Annotated in this window: 19 protein-coding genes; 5 read left to right on the top strand and 14 right to left on the bottom strand. The window is 55.8% G+C overall.

Translation table 11 applies throughout. From position 1 onward, the window contains the following. The first annotated feature begins 15 nt into the window (after positions 1-15). Positions 16-1095 carry a membrane-bound lytic murein transglycosylase MltC gene (mltC, locus tag KVT28_RS16690; protein WP_101761898.1) on the top strand — a complete coding sequence of 360 codons (1080 nt, stop codon included), beginning with the start codon at positions 16-18 and terminating at the stop codon, positions 1093-1095. Positions 1096-1235: 140 nt separating this feature from the next. Here mltC and KVT28_RS16685 read toward each other — a convergent pair whose 3' ends face one another. Further along, positions 1236-3386, bottom strand: a complete 2151-nt coding sequence (locus KVT28_RS16685) for an ornithine decarboxylase (protein ID WP_101761897.1) — start codon at positions 3384-3386, stop codon at positions 1236-1238. A gap of 290 nt (positions 3387-3676) precedes the next feature. Between KVT28_RS16685 and KVT28_RS16680 the strand changes: the two genes are divergently transcribed. Then, complete coding sequence (locus KVT28_RS16680) at positions 3677-4660, top strand: MDR family oxidoreductase (RefSeq protein WP_217549375.1); 984 nt, start codon at positions 3677-3679, stop codon at positions 4658-4660. A gap of 72 nt (positions 4661-4732) precedes the next feature. Here the strand turns inward: KVT28_RS16680 and KVT28_RS16675 are convergent, their stop codons facing one another. The 5 genes from KVT28_RS16675 to KVT28_RS16655 form a co-directional block, all read right to left on the bottom strand. Next, positions 4733-5512, bottom strand: a complete 780-nt coding sequence (locus KVT28_RS16675; RefSeq protein WP_217549373.1) for a heme ABC transporter ATP-binding protein — start codon at positions 5510-5512, stop codon at positions 4733-4735. Then, complete coding sequence (locus KVT28_RS16670) at positions 5505-6506, bottom strand: iron ABC transporter permease (RefSeq protein ID WP_217549371.1); 1002 nt, start codon at positions 6504-6506, stop codon at positions 5505-5507. The genes KVT28_RS16675 and KVT28_RS16670 overlap by 8 nt, the downstream gene beginning before the upstream one ends. A 95-nt stretch (positions 6507-6601) precedes the next feature. Continuing rightward, on the bottom strand, positions 6602-7444 hold the full coding sequence (locus KVT28_RS16665) for a hemin ABC transporter substrate-binding protein (protein WP_101761893.1): 843 nt from the start codon (positions 7442-7444) through the stop codon (positions 6602-6604). After that, entirely contained in the window at positions 7441-8463 is a 1023-nt protein-coding gene (locus KVT28_RS16660) for a hemin-degrading factor (RefSeq protein WP_101761892.1), read from the bottom strand. The genes KVT28_RS16665 and KVT28_RS16660 overlap by 4 nt, the downstream gene beginning before the upstream one ends. A 48-nt stretch (positions 8464-8511) precedes the next feature. Further along, positions 8512-10845 (bottom strand): TonB-dependent receptor, encoded by a 2334-nt coding sequence (locus KVT28_RS16655; RefSeq protein WP_217549369.1) that lies wholly within the window; start codon positions 10843-10845, stop codon positions 8512-8514. Between the two features lie 220 nt (positions 10846-11065). On the opposite strand from KVT28_RS16655, the gene KVT28_RS16650 reads away from it, so the two are divergent. After that, positions 11066-11353, top strand: coding sequence for a SelT/SelW/SelH family protein (locus tag KVT28_RS16650; RefSeq protein ID WP_192412075.1), 288 nt, complete (start codon positions 11066-11068; stop codon positions 11351-11353). Positions 11354-11422: 69 nt separating this feature from the next. Here the strand turns inward: KVT28_RS16650 and KVT28_RS16645 are convergent, their stop codons facing one another. The 3 genes from KVT28_RS16645 to KVT28_RS16635 form a co-directional block, all read right to left on the bottom strand. Next, positions 11423-11962 carry a PadR family transcriptional regulator gene (locus tag KVT28_RS16645; RefSeq protein ID WP_217549367.1) on the bottom strand — a complete coding sequence of 180 codons (540 nt, stop codon included), beginning with the start codon at positions 11960-11962 and terminating at the stop codon, positions 11423-11425. A gap of 89 nt (positions 11963-12051) precedes the next feature. Continuing rightward, positions 12052-12834, bottom strand: a complete 783-nt coding sequence (locus KVT28_RS16640) for a siderophore-interacting protein (protein WP_217549365.1) — start codon at positions 12832-12834, stop codon at positions 12052-12054. 274 nt (positions 12835-13108) lie between these two features. After that, entirely contained in the window at positions 13109-13252 is a 144-nt protein-coding gene (locus KVT28_RS16635; RefSeq protein ID WP_162129952.1) for a hypothetical protein, read from the bottom strand. Here KVT28_RS16635 and KVT28_RS28225 point away from each other — a divergent pair, their 5' ends adjacent. After that, a complete protein-coding gene (locus tag KVT28_RS28225) occupies positions 13253-13309 on the top strand; it encodes an SEC-C metal-binding domain-containing protein (RefSeq protein ID WP_137386906.1) in 57 nt (18 codons plus the stop codon). It begins immediately after the preceding gene. Between the two features lie 195 nt (positions 13310-13504). On the opposite strand, the gene KVT28_RS16625 is transcribed toward KVT28_RS28225, so the two are convergent. The 4 genes from KVT28_RS16625 to KVT28_RS16610 form a co-directional block, all read right to left on the bottom strand. After that, positions 13505-14371 carry a helix-turn-helix domain-containing protein gene (locus tag KVT28_RS16625; RefSeq protein WP_101761886.1) on the bottom strand — a complete coding sequence of 289 codons (867 nt, stop codon included), beginning with the start codon at positions 14369-14371 and terminating at the stop codon, positions 13505-13507. A gap of 223 nt (positions 14372-14594) precedes the next feature. After that, positions 14595-14762: a DUF2474 domain-containing protein gene (locus tag KVT28_RS16620; RefSeq protein ID WP_101761885.1), complete on the bottom strand. Its 168-nt coding sequence runs from the start codon at positions 14760-14762 to the stop codon at positions 14595-14597. A gap of 1 nt (position 14763) precedes the next feature. Continuing rightward, positions 14764-15768, bottom strand: coding sequence for a cytochrome d ubiquinol oxidase subunit II (gene cydB / locus KVT28_RS16615; RefSeq protein ID WP_064738586.1), 1005 nt, complete (start codon positions 15766-15768; stop codon positions 14764-14766). 1 nt (position 15769) lies between these two features. Continuing rightward, positions 15770-17191, bottom strand: coding sequence for a cytochrome ubiquinol oxidase subunit I (locus KVT28_RS16610; protein WP_101761884.1), 1422 nt, complete (start codon positions 17189-17191; stop codon positions 15770-15772). 564 nt (positions 17192-17755) lie between these two features. Here KVT28_RS16610 and yghX point away from each other — a divergent pair. Continuing rightward, positions 17756-18646 (top strand): YghX family hydrolase, encoded by an 891-nt coding sequence (gene yghX, locus KVT28_RS16605; RefSeq protein WP_101761883.1) that lies wholly within the window; start codon positions 17756-17758, stop codon positions 18644-18646. A 33-nt stretch (positions 18647-18679) separates the two neighbouring features. On the opposite strand, the gene KVT28_RS16600 is transcribed toward yghX, so the two are convergent. Further along, a complete protein-coding gene (locus KVT28_RS16600; RefSeq protein ID WP_101761882.1) occupies positions 18680-19042 on the bottom strand; it encodes a helix-turn-helix domain-containing protein in 363 nt (120 codons plus the stop codon). Between the last annotated feature and the right edge of the window lie 78 nt (positions 19043-19120).

Raw genomic sequence — 19120 nt, 5'->3', positions numbered from 1 at the left:
AGGCACGCATTAACAATGAATAAAAAACTGATAGCGCTCTTGGTGATTGCACCACTTTTGGTCTCCTGCTCCGGACAAAAAAAATCGCAGTTTCATGAAGAGTGGGTCAAGGACACCAACGGTTTCGATATTTTGATGGGCCAGTTTGCCCACAATATTGAAAACATTTGGGGAATCAATGAAGTTCTGATCGCCGGACCGAAAGATTACGTCAAATATAGCGACGGTTATTACACCCGCAGTCACATCAACTTTGACAGCGGTAGCATCACCATTGAGACCATTTCCGGCACCGATCCGATGGCCAGCCTGCGTCAGGCGATCATCACCACGCTGTTGATTGGCGAAGATCCGGGCAATGTCGATCTCTACTCCGATGCCAACGATATTCAAATCAGTAAAGAGCCGCTGCTGTACGGCCAGGTGCTGGATAATACCGGCCAGCCGATCCGCTGGCAGGGCCGCGCCGGCAGCTTTGCTGATTATCTGATTCAAAACAAACTGCAGAAACGCACCTCCGGATTGCACGTCATCTGGTCGGTTACCATTCCGATGGTGCCAAACCACCTCGACAAACGTGCTCACAAATATCTGCCAATGGTGCGTAAAGCCGCTGAACAATATGGCGTGGATGCGTCATTGATTCTGGCGATTATGCAGATTGAATCGAGCTTTAACCCATATGCGGTGAGCCACGCTGATGCGCTGGGATTAATGCAGGTGGTGCAGCATACCGCCGGTGTTGATGTGTTCCGTATGAAGGGCAAAGGTGGCAAACCGAGCCGCAGCTATCTGCTTGATCCTGAGAATAATATTGATGCGGGCACCGCGTATTTGTCGCTGCTGCAGAGAAGTTATTTAGGTGGGATTCAGGATCCGACATCACGGCGTTATGCGGTGATTACCGCGTACAACGGCGGCGCGGGCAGCGTGCTACGCGTGTTCTCCAGCGATAAGGATCGCGCGTTCTCGTCAATAAATAGTATGTCGCCGACGGAAGTTTACCAGACGCTGACCACCAACCATCCATCGGCAGAATCACGGCGTTATCTGTATAAAGTGAGCCAGGCGCAGCGCAGTTATCGACGGTATTAAGCTGGTGCGGTTTGTCCCTCATCCCAACCTTCTCCCGCTCGCGGGAGAAGGGGCCGATCCAGCACGTACGTAACAATGAGCGCCCTCTAAACATTCCCTCTCCCGCGTGCGGGAGAGGGTTAGGGTGAGGACAAGTGCAATCAGCTCACCATCATATTCGCCACCAGATGCTTACGCCCGTGCTCATCTTCTTCGGTGTAAACCCCTTGCAGCTCTGGCGAGAAGCCCGGCAGCAGATTGATGCCCTCTTCCAGCGCGAGGAAATAGCGCTGTACCGCGCCGCCCCACACTTCGCCTGGCACCACGCACAACACGCCCGGCGGATATGGCAACGCGCCTTCAGCCGCTATGCGCCCTTCAGCATCGGCAATCTTCACCAACTCCACTTCGCCACGAATATAGGCCTGATGTGCATCCTGCGGATTCACTTGCACCGGTGGGAAACAGGCTGAGCGGAACATGGCTTTTTGCAGATCCTTAACGTCAAAACTGACGTAGAGATCGTGCATCTCCTGACACAAGCGGCGCAGCGTGTAGCCTTTGTAACGCTCAATATTCTTGCGATACACGCTCGGCAGCACTTCCGCCAGCAGCGCATCCTCGCGCACGTGCTGCTCAAACTGCACCAGCATCGCCACCAGATGCGCCATCTTCTCCGGCGTTTCTGCTGGCGTCAGCAGGAACAGAATCGAATTGAGGTCGCATTTCTCCGGCACGATGCCGTTCTCGCGCAGATAGTTGGCCAGAATGGTCGCTGGAATGCCGAAGCTGGTGTACTCGCCGCTGGCGGCATCAATCCCCGTGGTGGTGAGCAGCAGCTTGCAGGGATCTACAAGATACTGTTGCTGCGCGTAACCCTCAAAACCGTGCCACTTTGCGCCCGGTTCAAGGCTGAAGTAAGCGGGATCGGCGGCGATAGCTTCCGTTTCCGCCGCTTGCCACAGCTTGCCGTGCACTTTCTCCGGCAGGAACGGCTGAATCATTTCGCAACGTTCCAGAATCGCTTTACGCGCATCAATGCCGATGGTGACGCACTCGTGCCACATGCTGCGTCCGGCCTCGCCTTTATGCATGCGGGCGTTGATATCCAGCGCGGCAAACAGCGGATAGAACGGGCTGGTTGAGGCGTGCAGCATAAACGCATTGTTGAGGCGTTTGTGCGGACAGAAACGCTGCTGCCCACGGATGTGGTTGTCTTTCTTATGGATTTGCGACGTCTGTGAGAAACCGGCCAGCTGCTTGTGTACCGACTGCGTGACAAAAATGCCCGGATCGTTCTCGTTCAACTCCAGCGTCAGCGGTGAACAGCCGGCCATCAGCGGAATAAACTGCTCGTAACCCACCCACGCTGAATCAAACAGGATGTAATCGCACAGATGTCCGATGCGATCGACCACCTGACGCGCGTTGTACACCGTGCCATCGTAAGTGCCGAGCTGAATAATCGCCAGGCGGAATGGACGTTGATCGTTGGCACGATCGGGCGCCACTTTGGCAATTTGATCACGCAGATAAGCATCGTCAAAACAGTGCGCATCAATGCCGCCGATAAAGCCAAACGGATTACGCGCCGCTTCCAGATACACCGGCGTGGCGCCCGCCTGAATCAGTGCGCCATGATGGTTGGATTTGTGGTTATTGCGGTCAAACAGCACCAGATCGCCGCGCGTCAGCAGCGCGTTGGTGACCACTTTATTGGCGCTGGAGGTGCCGTTAAGCACGAAGTAGGTTTTGTCGGCGTTAAACACTTTCGCCGCGAACTTCTGCGCATCTTTGGCTGAGCCTTCGTGGATCAGCAGATCGCCGAGCTTGACGTCGGCGTTGCACATATCCGAACGGAAGACGTTCTCGCCGTAGAACTCATAAAACTGACGTCCCGCCGGATGTTTGCGGAAGAAGGCACCACCCTGATGTCCCGGGCAGGCAAACGTGCTGTTCTGCATATCGACGTAGCGCGTGAGCGTGTCGAAAAATGGCGGCAGCAACTCGGCTTCATACGCCTGCGCGGCGTCCTCCAGCGCGTCCCACTCTTCTGGCGCGCCGTTGATTTCGCCAGTGACGCCCGGCAGCTTCAGCACTTCTTCATCGAACGCATTGGCGACAAACACCGGCAGATTAAAGCCGACCTTGCGCAATAGCGTCAGCACGCCACTGCGCGTGTCCGACAAGGTGATCACGACCGCAGCGACATCGGTAAAGTCGGTATTGTCCAGCGTCACCACGTCGCGCGCAGTGTTAAGACTAAGGGTTGGCGCTACAGCAACGCTGGCAGCAATTTTCAATGGGTTCATAACACAAATCCCTGAGAGAGGATGAGTGGGTGCCGATGGCACAGCAATGAGGAGGTTTCCTCGGCGAAGTCAATCTGGGAGTTGAACACTAACTGGGGCGCAATCATGTCATCTTTTTTTTGCCGGAACAACCGCTGCGCTGGCCCTCTCTCGCAAGCGGGCGAGGGCGCCGTCCGAGCGAGAGTTAAGGTATGCTGGATCAGTTCCCTGTCCCACCTGTGGGAGAGGGTTAGGGTGAGGGCAAAAAAGGAGTACTATACCCCCACTTTCCTCAACCAGCCGGAGGCTGCATGTTCAAGGCATTGGTCATTGAAAATGATGAACAGGGATATCGCACATCCCTGAAAGATCTGTCAGAAAAACAACTGCCCGATCAGGATGTCACCCTCGAAGTAAGCTACTCCACGCTCAACTACAAAGACGCGCTCGCCATCTGCAACAAAGGCCCGATTGTGCGGCAATTCCCGATGGTGCCGGGCATCGACTTTGTTGGTCGGGTGATCAGCAGCCGCCATGCCGAATGGCAGCAGGACGACGTGGCGCTGCTCACTGGCTGGGGCGTAGGCGAAAAGCATTGGGGCGGGCTGGCGCAGAAAGCCAGCGTCTCAGGCGACTGGCTGGTACAAGTGCCGGCCGCACTGAGCCCGCTACAAACTATGGCAATTGGCACCGCGGGCTTCACTGCCATGTTGTGCGTGCTGGCGCTGGAAAAACAGGGCATCACGCCGCAGCATGGCCCGGTTTTAGTCACTGGCGCGAGTGGCGGCGTTGGCAGCTTTGCCGTTAGCCTATTGGCACGTCTCGGCTATGAGGTTATTGCTTCCAGCGGTCGCGCCAGCGATAGCGATTACCTGATCAACACGCTGGGCGCGACGTCGATTATTGATCGCGCAGAGCTGAGCGATCCGGGCAAACCGCTGGCGAAAGAGCGCTGGGCGGCGGCGATTGATAGCGTCGGCAGCCACACGCTGGCCAATGTGTTAGCGGGCATCAAGCGCGATGGCGTGGTCGCGGCGTGCGGCATGGCGCAAGGTTTGGATCTGCCGACCAGCGTCGCGCCGTTCATACTGCGCGGCGTGGTGCTGGCGGGCGTGGATAGCGTGATGTGTGCAAAACCGCTGCGGCAGCAGGCGTGGCAGCGCCTGGCGGAACTGGTGGATGGCGACCTGCTACAGCATTTAACCAAGGTGATTCCGCTGAGCGAAGCGCGCGAAGGTGCCGAGCAGCTGCTGGCCGGTAAAGTACGCGGCAGATTGATCGTCGATTGCAGATAATCGCACATTACGTAGCGGCGCAATTTATGGCGCGTCTTTTCACAGAGCGCGATAAATCGCGCCGCTACGGTTTCAGGCACGCAGTTGAATCTGCGGTCTGCCCTTCTCATCTTGCATCACCACATCCAACTCCGCCTGATACCAGCGCGTCAGCGTGTGTTCGGTCATCACCTCATTGGGTGCGCCTTCCGCCACCAGCTTGCCCTGATGCAGTAACAGCACGCGATCCGACCACAGCGACGCGAGGTTAAGATCGTGCAGCACGGTGCAGACGCTGAAGCGTCCGTTGCGCGTCAGACGATGCAGCAAACGCAAACTGTGCTGCTGCCAGAACAGATCCAGCGCGGAAGTGGGTTCGTCGAGAAACAGCCAGCCGCGTGGCCCGTCATCGTGCCACAGCTGAGCCAGCACGCGCGCCAGCTGCACGCGCTGCTGTTCACCACCGGAAAGCGAGCGATAATCGCGCTGTGCCAGCTCAAGGCTGCCGGTAATTTGCATCACCTCGTCGATCACCGCCCTGGAATGAGCGCGCGGCCAGGGCGCGCGGCCCATCGCCACCACATCGGCGGCGGGCAGCGGAAAACTGACGCTATTTTGCTGACGCATCACCGCGCGGCGCTGCGCCAGCGGTTCCCGCGGCCAACTGTTTAGCGGACGATCGCCGAGCCAGCACTCGCCCGCTTGCGGCGTGAGAAAGCCGGTCAGCAAGCGCAGCAGCGTGGATTTCCCCGCGCCGTTGGGGCCGATCAGCGCGATCATTTCGCCAGGCTGCAAAGTCAGGGAAACGTCGTCGATCAACGCGCGTGAGCCGTGGCTAAATCGCAGCCCGCGTGCCTGCATGCAGTCACTCATTCATCCCCCTTTGCTCACGCAGAATCAGCCAGAGAAACCACGGGCCGCCCAGTAGGCTGGTTAACAGGCCAACCGGCATTTCCGCCGGCACCACCACGGTGCGCGCCAGCGTATCGGCCAGCAGCAGCAAAATCGCGCCCGCCAGCGCCGAACCGGGCAGCATCCAGCGATGATCGCTGCCGAGACAGAAACGCATCAGGTGCGGCACCACTAAACCGACAAAGCCGATAATGCCACTCACCGCCACGGCGGTGCCTACCAGCAACGCGCTCAACACCAGCAGCTGACGCTGCGTGCGCTTAACGTCGATGCCCATGTAATGTGCATCCTCTTCGCCGAGCTGCAGCAAATTGAGACGACGCGCGCGCAGCTGAATCGCTATCAGCGCCGGCAGAATCAGCACCGCGCACACCGCCAGGCTCGGCCACTGCGCCGCACTCAAACTGCCCATGCCCCACAGCGCCAGCTGACGCAGTTGCTGATCGTTACTCAACCACGACAGCACGCCGACCGCCGCGCCGCATAAGGCGTTGATGGCGATCCCGACCAGCAGCAAGCGCGACAAATTGCCCAGCGCCAGACGGCTAAAGCTGAAGATCATTAGCGTCACCACCAAACTACCCATAAAGGCGGCGAGTGTTGGCAGCCACAGCGCCAGCAGCGGCGGCAAGCCGAGCGGGATAACGATCGATATCGCCACCGCTAAACCCGCTCCGCTGCTGATGCCGAGCAAACCGGGATCGGCCAGCGGATTGCGAAACAATCCCTGCATCACCGCGCCGGACACCGCCAGCGCCATGCCGAGCAGCACCGCCAGCAGCACGCGCGGCAGACGGATGTTGATCCAGATTTGCCACGCCATATCGCTGAGCGGCGCACGCAACAAAGTGCGCATTGAAAGCGGCATCGCGCCGAAGTTGGCCGCCATCAGCATCACTATCAGCATGCAGATGGCCATCAAACCGAGCCAGCGCATCACGGATGTAGTTGCCATATTTTTCCCCTAAATAATTCAAGGTGCAGGAAGGCAGCAAGTGTTCGAATCCCCAGGAGCTTACACAAGTAAGTGACTGGGGTGAGAACACGCAGCTAACGCGCCTGCGGCTTGAAGTATGACGGGGAAGCCGCTTCGGCTGCGTGGCGCAGTTTGATGATCGCGCCCGGCGTATCAAGGCCAAAGCTCAGCAGCGCCATCTCATCCACCACCAGCAACGCGCGATGCTGACCGGCTGGCGTCAGTGCCAAACCGGGCAGCGACCACACTTTCTCTTCGCCGCCCAGCGTACGCAGGCCATCTTCACCCACCACGATCAAATCCGGTGCCGCCGCAACCACGCCTTCCTGCGACAGCTGCTGATAGTGCGGCACCGCCGCCATCGCGTTGATCAGACCCGCGCTGCGAATCGCGCCGTCCGCGCCGGTTTGTGCCCCCGCTGCCTGTGTGCGCATGCCGCCGTGCGCCATGATAAACAGCACTTTGATCGGCAACGGTTTTTGTGGGATCTGCGCGCGCTGCTTGTTGACCTTCTCGATCAGCGCGTTGGCTTCCTCTTCACGATGCAGCGCCTTGCCGATGGTAGCGATTTTTTCCGCGATGGCGTCGAGGCTGTTTTTGCCGGTGACATCCACCACTTTTACGCCAGCTTGTGCCACTTGCTGCAGCACCAGCGACGGTTTTGCCAGCTCGCTGCTCAGCACCAGCGTCGGTTTCAGCGCCAGAATCCCTTCGGCATTCAGCTGACGCATATAACCGACATCCGGCAACTTGTTGGCCTGCGCTGGATGCTGGCTGGTGCTGTCACGCGCTACCAGATCCTGCTGCGCATCCAATGCATAGATGATTTGCGTGACGTCACCGCCAATCGAGATCACCCGCTCGGCCGCAACAGCGGGCAGCGCCAGCGCAGTTAGCAGCAACAGAAGTTTTCTCATGCTGACGCCTCCAGCGACATCACCTGCTCGCGCCAGCGCGCCTGCTCCGGCGTGCCTTCGCTGCGCTGACCGTACAACTGCGCGATCTGCGTGCCGTCGGCGGCAAAAAGTTCCAGGCTTGTGACGAAGCCGTCGCCGCTCGGTTTGCGCGTTACCCAGCTTTCGCTGATGTGATCCGCCATTAAATGCAACGTGAAGGTGGGATTGAAAATGTTGATCCAGTTATCCATCGGCATCAGCTTCTGCACCGCGCCGGTGAAGATCTGCGTGCAGCCACGGTTGCCGATAAAAATCATGATTTCATTGCCATCCTGCTGCGCCAGATCCAGCAGCTGCGCCAGCGAGTCATTACTCACCTGACGCGCCAGATCGTCCGCCACCGCGCGAAACGCCTGCGGGCGCGAGATGTTGTGGCGCTTCAGCAGACCAAAGAACTGATGCACATCGGTGATGGCGCGCCATTCGGCTTCCACTTTGCTGGCATCAACCGTACCTCTGTATTGCGGCGCGCTGGCGGGCTGCGGATCTAACGCCGCCGCGTTCTCCAGCACAAACGCCGAAATCAGCGCATCCCACGCGGCGCGATCGGTATTTTCAGTGGTGTAGATTTTCAGCACCGCATCAGCGTGGCGATCAAAAATCTGGATGCTTTGACGTTCACCGTGGGCGCTCTGCTCACGCAGGAAGAACGCGCTGTGCCACTGATGCGGGAACAGACGCTGATCGAGCGCGCGCGGGTTGAGAATTAGTCCGGCGTGTTCGCCGAGGTGCAGGTTTTCATATTTGCCCACCTGCTCGTGAACCGCATATTCATTGCGGGTGATGCTTTTGGTTTCACCCACCGCCGCCAGTGCTGCCAGCAGCGCAGGGAAATCAGCTTTTAACGCCTTTGCATCCTGGCCGACACGCGCTTCACACAGCTGCGCTTCGCCAATGCCCATCAGAGCGGCGAGATCGCGCGCGTACTTTTTCGGATGCTCGCCTTTCAGCGCCAGATAGTGATCGTAACGTGAGTTCATTGCCTTGCTCCATGAAAATGCCCTGCGCTGCCGCAGGGCGAAAAGGGATTAGAAATCGACGTTCACACCCAACTGGAAGGTGCGGCCTGGCATCACCGCCAGGTTGATGTCGTTGCGTTCCTGGGCGTTGCTGCTGGTCAGCGTGCGGCTGCTGGTGTAATCCCAGTATTTGCGATCGGTAATGTTGTAGATACCGCCGCTCAGCTTGACGTTTTTCGTCGCCTGCCAGTAAGCCGTTGCATCCACCATGCCGTAACCCGGCACGCGCATATATTCCGTGGTGGAATCAGTGATCGCCGTGCCGGTGTTGGTGTAGCTTTCGCGGTTGGTCGCCGTGGCCTGCTTGCCTTTCACGAAGGTGGCGGTCAGCGCTGCGCCGTAGCCGCGCGCTTTGTCATCCCACGCCAGGCCAACAATCGCTTTCAATGGCGCGACGCTATCGAGATCGATGTACTTGTCACCGGCGTAGCTGGACTTGGATTTACCTTCGTTATAGCCCAGCGCAAAGGTGCTGCTCAGGCCATTGACCTGCGGGAACCAGGTGCCGTAATTCACTTTGGTGGATATCTCAGCACCATAAATGTAGGCCTTATCGCGGTTTTCAGCCTGATAGCTGGTGTAGATGTTGCTCGGGACGTTGACGAACATCTCCGGATTGGTGGCGCGGCGGTAGCGGGTGTAGGCGATGAAGTTTTTGTACTGGTTATAGAACACCGAGGTGTTGACCGTTACACCTTCTGTCGCCTGGCCTTTCAGGCCCCACTCGAAGTTGTTGCTGGTTTCGGTTTTCAGATCGGTGTTACCAATCAGCGCATATTGCGCGCTACCCGCATAGCTGGAACCCAGGTTCCATGAGCCATACAGCTGGCTGGTGGTGGGGAACTGCACGCCGCGTTTGTATTGCAGATAGGTGGTCAGCGCTGGCGTTAAATCGTACTGGAAGGTCAGCGATGGCAGCACCTGCGTATCGGAGTTAGTTTTGCCATACAGCGCATCAACCTGCTCTTCGGTCAGCACCGTGCTGCCGGTGGTGAGATCACCGAGATTTTTCGGCTTAGTGCTTTGATACATTACGCGCACGCCGGGAATGACCGCGAAGTTGTGGCTATCAAGATCGAAATTGATCTTATCTTGCAGGTATCCTGCCACCGCGAAAGTGCGGCTGTCAGACTGCGGTTGGGTGATGGCGCTAAAGGCGCTCGGCGCTGGTTCCTGGCGGAACGGACGCTCGCTGTTGTCCAGGCGCGCATTGACACCGGCACTCAGCTCGTGGCGGCCCAGCGTTTTGGTGCCGCGCGTGTCGAAGCCATAGCTATCGACGTTGAAATCGGAATAGACAAAGCCGTACTGGCTGGCGCTGGTCGGCAGATAGGTATTGTCGTGCGCCTGAGTTTGCTGCCAGTAAAGGCGCATGGTCAGCGTATCGATAAAGTCGTTGTACGGCGTCCACTCATCCGCCAGATTGATGCCCCAGCGGCGCGTATCGCTCTGCTGCTGCGCGGTGCCCCAAACGGTGTTGCCGCTGGTATCCCAGGTATCGTAATGGCTGTGGTTGGTTTTGTGGTAGTAATCAAAGGTGGCGCTCAGCTTGTGCTGATCGTTCGGCTGCCAGATCCCGGACGTCATAAAGGCGTCAGAGTGCCAGTTGGCCGGATAAGCCTGTTTCACGTCGCTGTTGTTGCGGGTTTCCTGGCCGTCGCGACGGCTGTAAACAAACAGGCCGCGCAGCTCGTCATCGCCAGCAGCGGCGGTGATGCCGTTGTGCCAGCTGCGATTCGATGAGTCGTAATCGCTCTGGTAACCGAAATAAGTATTTTTGTCGCTGCTAAGGTAATCGTCAGCGGTTTTATTGTGGAACGAGACGTTACCGCCAATCGAGGTATTCGGCTGATCCACCGCCGTGGCGCCCTTCTCAATATCAACGCTGCCGAACAGGTAGGGATCGATGTAATCGCGGCCAATTCCAAAGGTGTTGTTGCCGGTGCGGCTGACGTAAGGGCGGCCGGTGGCATCGGGAATCGGAATGCCGTCGATATCCATGCCGACGCGGTTACTCTCCAGACCACGAATGTTGTAACCGGTGTAACCCGCGCGGTCAAAACCGCTTTTGCCGGCAGAGGATCCGCCGCTGGATCCGGTGGCGCTGATCAGCGGCTCATAACGCATGATCGAACCGAAATCGTTCGCACCGCGTTTTTGCAGCTCTTGTGCTGTGATGGTGGTTTTATTGCCGGCCTGCTGTTTTGGCGCGGTGACGGTGAGAACCGGTTCATTGCTGGTGCTATCGCTGGCGGCAAAGCTGCAAGCGGCATGAATAGCTGAAGATAAGATGGCAACTTTGAAAAGACGTTGCTGGGCTGTTCCCTGAAAGAGTGAAGACATGCGCGAAATACCTGGTTAATTGTTAGTATTCGCTCACTTGCTTGCTGCCGGAAAGTACGGACCTTGGTTAAAAGACCGTAAAAATTATGGACTTATTTTTTGTAATAAATGATGTCGAAAGGAATGTAATGCAAGTGGTAATCATTATCAACTAGCAGTAAGCTAAGATGTATCTTGGACCGCACATTTTGTTAACTTCATTATCTAAATGAGACACGTTATGTCACAGAAACCAGCGATTACCATTCATTACTGCACACAATGTAACTGGCTGCTGCGTTCCGCCTGGATGGCGCAGGAGTTGCTGCATACCTTTGCCGAGGATTTAAGCGCGGTAACGCTACAGCCGGGAACCGGCGGCGTGTTTGAGATTACCATTGATGGTCAGGTGATTTGGGAGCGTAAGCAGGAAGGCGGATTCCCGGATGCGGCAGCGCTGAAGCAGCGCGTGCGCGACGTCTGCTGGCCGGATCGCGCGTTGGGGCATGTGGATAAGAAGAAGAGTTGATTTGGGGTTCGTGCGTTATCGGAATAAACGGATGTACACGCACCTAAGGTCGTCATTCATGGCGACCTGCTAACTTTTAGCGATTTTTTCCGCCGCTTCCTGCAGCGCGCTGATCACGATCTCCAGCGCCTCATCCGAAATCTCTTCCTGCGCCAGACGATGATTCAAGGTGTGTTTGATCAGATGAATCGCCTGTTCAACCTGCGGAATGCTGCGGTTATTCACCAGAATCGCCAGCGAGGTTAAGCGCTCGATAATCGCATTCACATTGTCACGATTCTCCGCCAGCAGCGCCTCGCCGCCTTCATTCAGCGCATAGGCTTTACGAGATGCTTGGGCATCGACCACGCGAATCGCATCCATCTCTTCGAGCAACGTAAGGTTGGGATAGATAATGCCGGGGCTGGGTGAGTATTCCCCTTTGGAGAGCTCTTCAACCGATTTGATCAACTCATACCCATGCGCAGAGCTGATGGCGAGAAAGTGCAGCATTAACAGGCGGATATCGCTAGCATCCAGCATCCGCTCCCGACGCTTCTTACGTGCGCCTGTACAGACGGTGCGCTGTGCGTGATCGGACTGCCATGGAAAATCCCGCTGCTGTTTCATTGCCTTCCTGAGCGCTAATTAAGGGAGGTTGATAGTAGTCTGCCACCTGGCAAAATTCAACACAGGCGGCAGCGCGCGCGACGTTGGCGTTATTTCTGATGCCAATAAGCTACGGCGCGCACGAAATCGGTATGTGCACCGCGTCCTTGGGTGAAGTAATCGCTCAGCAGTTTCACCGCTTCGCCCTCGCCCGTCAGCCAGATGAAGTATTCAGTGGCAGGCAGCGCAATCCTATCCAGCTGCGCCTTAATCGGTGCCAGGTTATCGGCCTGCATGGTGCCGCTGCCCAACCAACTCACCTGTACATTTGGCAGATCACCGAGATAATCGCGGCCGGTGGCTTCATCGGCATAGGCCAGCAGGTGAATTTCCTGCGCCTGGATTTCGCTGTAACGACGTTTAAAGGCGGGCAGACCGGTCTCATCACAGACGTAAATCTGGCAGGCGTAATCCGCCGGGATCACCAACGAACCGCGCGGACCGCCCATCGCGATTCGATCGCCCACTTTGGCTTGGTTTGCCCAGCTGCTGGCAACGCCGCCATCGTGGATGTAGAAATCGATGGTCAGAGAATCGACGCCGTTAAATTCCAGCGGCGTGTAATCACGCGCGGCAGGACGCACGCCATTCGGCCAAACGATGCCTTCATCGGTGATCTGCGGCAGCGCCAACTCTGCACCGGCATGTTCCGGGAAGAACACTTTGATGTGATCGTCAAACGATGGCGAGTTGAAGCCGGCCAGATCGCTGCCGTTGAAAACAATGCGCCAGAATTCACCGGCAATCAGCGTCTTGCTGACCACGCTGATGTGGCGGAAACGCAGTTCATTGCGCACACGACGTGGCGCGCGTTTGGAAGGGTGAGTTTGCAAGTAGTGTCTCCCTTAAAGATAGTGAAAGTCATTCTCATCTGATGGGGAGAGAATAGTTATGATATATCTTCGACGCAATGCCGAAAAATGCTATTGGTAAATTGGCATGTTAAAACAGCGCGATAAATCGCGCCGCTACGATGAAGAGCAGTGAGGGATAAGGTGCAAATGACAAGCAGGAAGTGGAGCGCCGCAATTTATTACGCAATACATAGATGCGTTTGACTGCCGAGACCGCGCTTAGATTGCAGCGGTCACGGATTTTAAAACCGGATTACGCCTGGTGATTGCCACAGGTCACGAAACTGCCATCATCCTGGCTATGTTTCGGCAGCACATTGTCGCCCAGAATTTCATGCTGCGCACAATGCGGTTGGTGCGGATGCAGTCCGCCCGGCGGTGAAAAAGGCTCAGCCATTTGTGCACTTGCCAGCGAAGAAAACGCTACAAGCGCTGTCATGAGGAACAACGGTAGAAGTCGCATAATTTTTTTGTCTGTTCACTATAGCGGCCCGGAATGGACCAGAAATGCAGGTGATTATCCAGCCTGATGTGTGGCGGCTGGTGATTTACGCGGCCAATCAGGTTTCGATGAAGAATTTTACGCTCATTATGCCAGTGAGTTTATAAAATCGTGCGGTTTGTCACGGTTTACCGCACGAATTATGCATTACTTATCCGTCACCGGAATATAGAAGGTGCCTTGCAGCAGATCGGGCGTGCTGTATTTCAGATCCAGCTTAAGCAAATCTTTGCCCGCACGGCGTGCTACGCCCAGCGCTGGCAAATGGTTGTAGTAAATCTCCGCGGTGAATGCGTTGATCTCTTCCGGCGCGCCGTGCCAGTCAATCTCCGCATACAAACCCCTCTCGCCGGTCCAGTTCTGCACGTTACGCGGCAGCACATCGGCGTATTGACTCTCCAGCGCCTGGAATAGGCTGATGTGTTGCTGGTCAGCAGAATGCACGCCCGGACTGAACTGAAAGCCCAGCCAGCCGCGGTTCACATGCTGACCGGCAAAAGCGATGAAATCGCGCGTATGCTGCGCCACCACATGATTTTGATGATCGATGTATTCCCCGAAGCGGCATTCCCACTCAATCACTTCGCCACACAGCTGAATCTCCGGCTTCTGCGCCAGACGCGCATTGACCCACTCACGCTGCGTGGAGATGCGGCTGTGAAAATCCTTCATCAGCATTTCCGGAATGCGACGATAAGCACCCGGCGTCATCGAGAAGTGGCTTTTAAACACACGGGTAAAATTCTGCTGATTATCAAAACCAAAGCGCACCGCAATATCGATCAGCGGCATGCTGGTCAGACGCAGCGCCATCGCCGCCATGGTCAGACGACGTTTGCGCGTGTAGGACGCCAGCGTTTGTCCGGTCATCTCTTTGAACATGCGCTGCATGTGCCATTTGGAGTAACCGGATTTCAGGGTAATCAGATCGATGTTGAGCTCGTCGGTCAGGTTCGCTTCTATCCAGTCCACCAGATCGTTGATGTACTGTTTTTTTACATTCAGGCTGAGCATGATTTTGATGGTCGAATGAGGTGGTTAACGTCATGAATTTGCGTTATTCGTCACATAAATATAACAAAAACGTATTACCAACGTAAGGAAGAGTAAAGGTAGCGCAGCGGGAAAAGCATTAATTGCTTAGGTTACTAACGTTTTTATCGCGCATGAAAAGAAAAAAGGTCGTCACGAATGACGACCTTGCGGTGATATCAACTGCTTGAAGCGGTGCGCGGGCTCAGTGCGAACGCATGCCCGCTGCCGTCATCATCATACGAAACAGTGATGCCACCACACCGAGTGCCAGCACGCTTGCGCCGTAAATGACTACCAGCCACATCACCTGCTTCCACCACGGAATCTTCGTTTCAGAGTGAGTTTTCATGTTGCTGACCTCGGTTTTCATATCAATGGTATCCTTCGTCGGCTTTGATTTTTCCGCGGAACACGTAGTAACTCCAGAAGGTGTAACCCAGAATTACCGGAATAATCAGCAGGCCGCCCACCAGCATAAACGCCTGGCTGCTCGCCGGAGACGCCGCCTGCCAGATGGTGATTGACGGTGGAATGATGTTCGGCCAGATGCTGATACCGAGGCCCGAGAAGCCAAGGAAAATCAGCGCCAATGTCAGGATGAACGGCGAGTAATGCGCTTCACGTTTGATGGCGCGCACAATCCCCCACGAACACAGCACCACCAGTACCGGAACCGGCAGGAACCAGAACAGGTTCGGACGCGAGAACCAGCGCTGCGCGATATCCGCGTGCGTCAGCGGCGTCCAGATACTGATAATGCCCACCACCAGCAGCAACGTCAGCGTCAGCGGCGTCGCCAGCGCAGACATCTTACGGTGCAGATCGTGTTCGGTTTTCATGATCAGCCAGGTACAACCCAGCAGTGCATAGGCGATGACCAGACCGACGCCGCAGAACAGCGGGAACGGCGCTAACCAGCTCATCGCTGAACCCGCATATTCACGGCCCACCACCGGGAAACCATTCAGGATAGCGCCCACGGCCACGCCCTGACTGAAGGTGGCCAGCAGTGAACCGGCAATGAATGACTTATCCCAGAACGCACGGTGTTCTAGCGTGGCTTTAAAGCGGAACTCAAACGCGACGCCACGGAAGATCAGGCCAATCAGCATCGCCGTCAAAGGAATCGACAGCGCATCCAGCAGCACCGAGTAGGCCAGCGGGAACGCGCCATACAGTGCCGCGCCGCCCAGCACCAGCCAGGTTTCGTTGCCATCCCAAACCGGGGCAACGGTATTAACCATCATGTCGCGTTCGATGGGATCTTTATTGAACGGTAACAGCAGGCCAATGCCGAGATCGAAACCATCCATCACGATGTACATCAAGGTGCCAAACACGATGATGGCAAACCAGATAATTGAAAAGTCGATCATCTTAGTGCTCCCCACTCTTTTCGCTATGGGTTTTGGCCGCCGACAACGGACGCGCTGGCGTGTGATGCTGACCCGGACCACCGTGATCAACCTCTTTACCTTCGCCGGTCACCGGACCCTCTTTGATCAGACGCATCATGTAGAGATAACCGACACCAAACACCGACGAGTAGACCAGAATGAACGCCAGCAGGCTGATGCTCATGTGCATATCGCCATGCGCCGAGACCGCATCAATGGTGCGCTGCACGCCATATACCACCCACGGCTGACGCCCAATCTCGGTGGTAAACCAACCGGCCAGAATGGCGATCAAACCCGATGGACCCATCAACAGCGTGAACCACAGGAACGGACGCGAGTGATACAAACGGCCTTTGAAACGCAGCCACAAAGACACCACGCCGAGCGTAATCATCAGCAGGCCCAGCGCCACCATCACGCGGAATGACCAGAAGATAATGGTGGAGTTTGGACGGTCCTCTTTCGGGAAGCTCTTCAGCGCAGGGATTTGCTTCTCCAGGCTGTGCGTCAGAATCAGGCTGCCGAGGTACGGGATTTCCAGCGCGTACTTGGTGCGCTCCTGCTCCATATCCGGCACACCGAACAGAATCAGCGGTGTGGCTTCACCCGGCTTGTTTTCCCAGTGTCCTTCAATTGCCGCGATTTTCGCAGGCTGATGCTCAAGGGTGTTCAGGCCGTGCGCATCACCGATCATCGCCTGAATCGGTGCCACGATCAGCGCCATCCACAGCGCCATCGAGAACATCTTACGAATCGCTGGATTGTCGTTACCGCGCAGTAAATGCCATGCGCCCGACGCGCCGACAAAGAAGGCGCTGGCCAGGAAGGCACCGACCGACATGTGGAACAAGCGATAAGGGAACGAGGGGTTGAAGATGATTTTCAGCCAATCTTCCGGTACCACGATGCCGTTCTGGATGATGTAGCCCTGCGGCGTATGCATCCAGCTGTTTGACGCCAGAATCCAGAAGGTGGAGAAGATGGTGCCGAGCGCGACCATGCAGGTTGCAAAGAAGTGCAAGCCTGGACCGACGCGGTTCCAGCCAAACAGCATTACGCCAAGGAAGCCCGCTTCAAGGAAAAAGGCGGTTAACACTTCATAGGTGAGCAGCGGGCCGGTGATACTGCCAGCAAACTGTGAGAAACCGCTCCAGTTAGTACCGAACTGGTACGCCATCACCAATCCGGATACCACGCCCATGCCGAAGTTAACGGCAAACGCTTTTGACCAGAAATGGTAGAGATCGCGATAGGTCTCGTTACGGGTTTTCAGCCACATCCCTTCAAGCACCGCCAGGAAACTGGCGAGACCGATGGTGATGGCTGGAAAGATAATATGGAAGGAAACAGTAAAAGCGAACTGAATCCTGGCCAGATGAAAGGCGTCTAATCCAAACATTGCTTACCTCATTGCCACAAATTACACCGAATTTTTACTTATAATTAACAAGCAGAGCGCAGCGGTTATTTCGCCGTGCTTAAAGAAATGTCGCGCCAATGTAAAAGGAAGTGGTGCGAACAAAAAGATACAGGGGAAGTCGGTAAAACTATAACAGTGTTTTTTGATTTCGATCATTGTTTTCAGCAGAAACTAATACTTTAAAAATCACGACGTTAAGGTTAATCACCCTCATTCATTGTGACAATATTGTTATTGTTTTCCGCCTATTCCCGCTGTGCTTATCAGGTAAGCACTTCATTTATTTATTTTTTAGTGCGAAGAAAAATGGCGTTATTTACGGTAAATACGTTGAGCATGTAAATATTTCCGGACAGCGCAGGATGATCAGAATTGTTAATTAAAAGCTAATATTTTTAGAACAAAAGATATATTTCTGCTGTTTATTAAACAGGTGATGTAAACGCAGTGACGTTAACCTGCTGCGGCATGGTATTTGCCAGCGGCGACAAGCTGTGCTTTTTTAGAGCAGTAATCAACCAGTTAAACAGCGAAGGAGAGGTTATGGCCCGTCTTACTGCACAGGATTTCCCTCAGGAACTGCTCGAGCTTTACGATTACTACGCGCACGGCAAAATCAGCAAACGCGAATTTATCGCGATGGCGGCGAAATTCACCATCGCCGGCATGACCGGCGCCACGCTGCTCAGCGCCATGAGCCCCAATTATGCGCTGGCGCAGCAGGTGGAATTTACCGATCCGGCGATCAAACCGGAATACATTCACTATCCGTCACCGCAAGGTCACGGCGAGGTGCGCGGCTATCTGGTGCGACCGGCCAATGCATCCGGCAAAGTGCCTGCGGTGGTAGTGGTGCACGAGAATCGTGGCCTCAATCCCTACATCGAAGACGTGGCGCGACGGGTAGCGAAAGCCGGTTACATCGCGCTGGCACCAGATGGTTTGAGCTCGCTGGGCGGTTATCCGGGGAATGATGATGAAGGCAAAGTGATGCAGGCCAAAGTCGACCCCACCAAGTTGATGAATGACTTCTTCGCCGCGATTGATTTCCTGATGCACCACGAAGAGGGCACCGGCAAAGTGGGTATCACCGGCTTCTGCTACGGCGGCGGCGTAGCCAATGCGGCGGCAGTCGCGTTCCCTGATTTGGCCTGCGCGGTACCGTTCTACGGCCGTCAGCCTAAAGCGGAAGATGTGCCGCGCATCAAAGCGCCGCTGTTGCTGCACTACGCCGCGCTGGATAAAGGCATCAACGAAGGTTGGCCAGCCTATGAAGAGGCGTTGAAAGCCAATCACAAAATCCATGAAGGCTATGTATATCCCGGTGTGAATCATGGCTTCCACAATGATTCGACGCCGCGTTATGACAAAACCGCCGCCGAATTAGCATGGAGCCGCACGCTGGGTTGGTTTGAGAAGTATTTACGCGCTTGAGGGTGCGGCGGTCGCCATAAATGGCGGCCCTTCTCAATGCGCCTTCAAAATCCGATGCACATTGCTCTCCAGCCAATCCGCCAGTCCGGTCACCTGCCCTTCCACTTCGCGGCCTAACGACGTCAAACGATACTCAACGTGCGGTGGCACCACGTCATAGGCAATGCGTTCCACAAAACCATCCTCTTCCATATAGCGCAGCGTCTGCGCCAGCATACGTTCGCTGACGCCGCCAATCTTGCGGCGCAGTTCGCTAAAACGCAGGGTTTCTTCGCGCAGCGCCAGCAAAATCAGTACGCTCCAGCGGCTGGTAATGCGCTTCAACACGTCGCGTGACGGGCAATTCACGTTAAGCAACTCACCGCGCGTAAACTTTTCACTCAACTTTTCAGACATTTAACTCAGCTTCTCCAAACTAACAAATCTGTAAGTACTTACTAAAAGTTAGTTTATCGCTTAGGCTGTTTTCATACC

The sequence above is a fragment of the Pantoea sp. GbtcB22 genome (assembly GCF_019091025.1).
GTDB classification, from domain to species: domain Bacteria; phylum Pseudomonadota; class Gammaproteobacteria; order Enterobacterales; family Enterobacteriaceae; genus Pantoea; species Pantoea leporis.
Note: the sequence above shows the minus strand (reverse complement) of the source record. Positions and strands in the feature narration are given on the sequence as shown.

Bases quoted from the DNA above. Each gene is read 5' to 3' on its own strand.
- mltC (WP_101761898.1), top strand. From the start codon at position 16: ATGAATAAAAAACTGATAGCGCTCTTGGTGATTGCACCACTTTTGGTC.
- KVT28_RS16685 (WP_101761897.1), bottom strand. From the start codon at position 3,386: ATGAACCCATTGAAAATTGCTGCCAGCGTTGCTGTAGCGCCAACCCTT.
- KVT28_RS16680 (WP_217549375.1), top strand. From the start codon at position 3,677: ATGTTCAAGGCATTGGTCATTGAAAATGATGAACAGGGATATCGCACA.
- KVT28_RS16675 (WP_217549373.1), bottom strand. From the start codon at position 5,512: ATGAGTGACTGCATGCAGGCACGCGGGCTGCGATTTAGCCACGGCTCA.
- KVT28_RS16670 (WP_217549371.1), bottom strand. From the start codon at position 6,506: ATGGCAACTACATCCGTGATGCGCTGGCTCGGTTTGATGGCCATCTGC.
- KVT28_RS16665 (WP_101761893.1), bottom strand. From the start codon at position 7,444: ATGAGAAAACTTCTGTTGCTGCTAACTGCGCTGGCGCTGCCCGCTGTT.
- KVT28_RS16660 (WP_101761892.1), bottom strand. From the start codon at position 8,463: ATGAACTCACGTTACGATCACTATCTGGCGCTGAAAGGCGAGCATCCG.
- KVT28_RS16655 (WP_217549369.1), bottom strand. From the start codon at position 10,845: ATGTCTTCACTCTTTCAGGGAACAGCCCAGCAACGTCTTTTCAAAGTT.
- KVT28_RS16650 (WP_192412075.1), top strand. From the start codon at position 11,066: ATGTCACAGAAACCAGCGATTACCATTCATTACTGCACACAATGTAAC.
- KVT28_RS16645 (WP_217549367.1), bottom strand. From the start codon at position 11,962: ATGAAACAGCAGCGGGATTTTCCATGGCAGTCCGATCACGCACAGCGC.
- KVT28_RS16635 (WP_162129952.1), bottom strand. From the start codon at position 13,252: ATGGCTGAGCCTTTTTCACCGCCGGGCGGACTGCATCCGCACCAACCG.
- KVT28_RS16625 (WP_101761886.1), bottom strand. From the start codon at position 14,371: ATGCTCAGCCTGAATGTAAAAAAACAGTACATCAACGATCTGGTGGAC.
- KVT28_RS16620 (WP_101761885.1), bottom strand. From the start codon at position 14,762: ATGAAAACCGAGGTCAGCAACATGAAAACTCACTCTGAAACGAAGATT.
- cydB (WP_064738586.1), bottom strand. From the start codon at position 15,768: ATGATCGACTTTTCAATTATCTGGTTTGCCATCATCGTGTTTGGCACC.
- KVT28_RS16610 (WP_101761884.1), bottom strand. From the start codon at position 17,191: ATGTTTGGATTAGACGCCTTTCATCTGGCCAGGATTCAGTTCGCTTTT.
- yghX (WP_101761883.1), top strand. From the start codon at position 17,756: ATGGCCCGTCTTACTGCACAGGATTTCCCTCAGGAACTGCTCGAGCTT.
- KVT28_RS16600 (WP_101761882.1), bottom strand. From the start codon at position 19,042: ATGTCTGAAAAGTTGAGTGAAAAGTTTACGCGCGGTGAGTTGCTTAAC.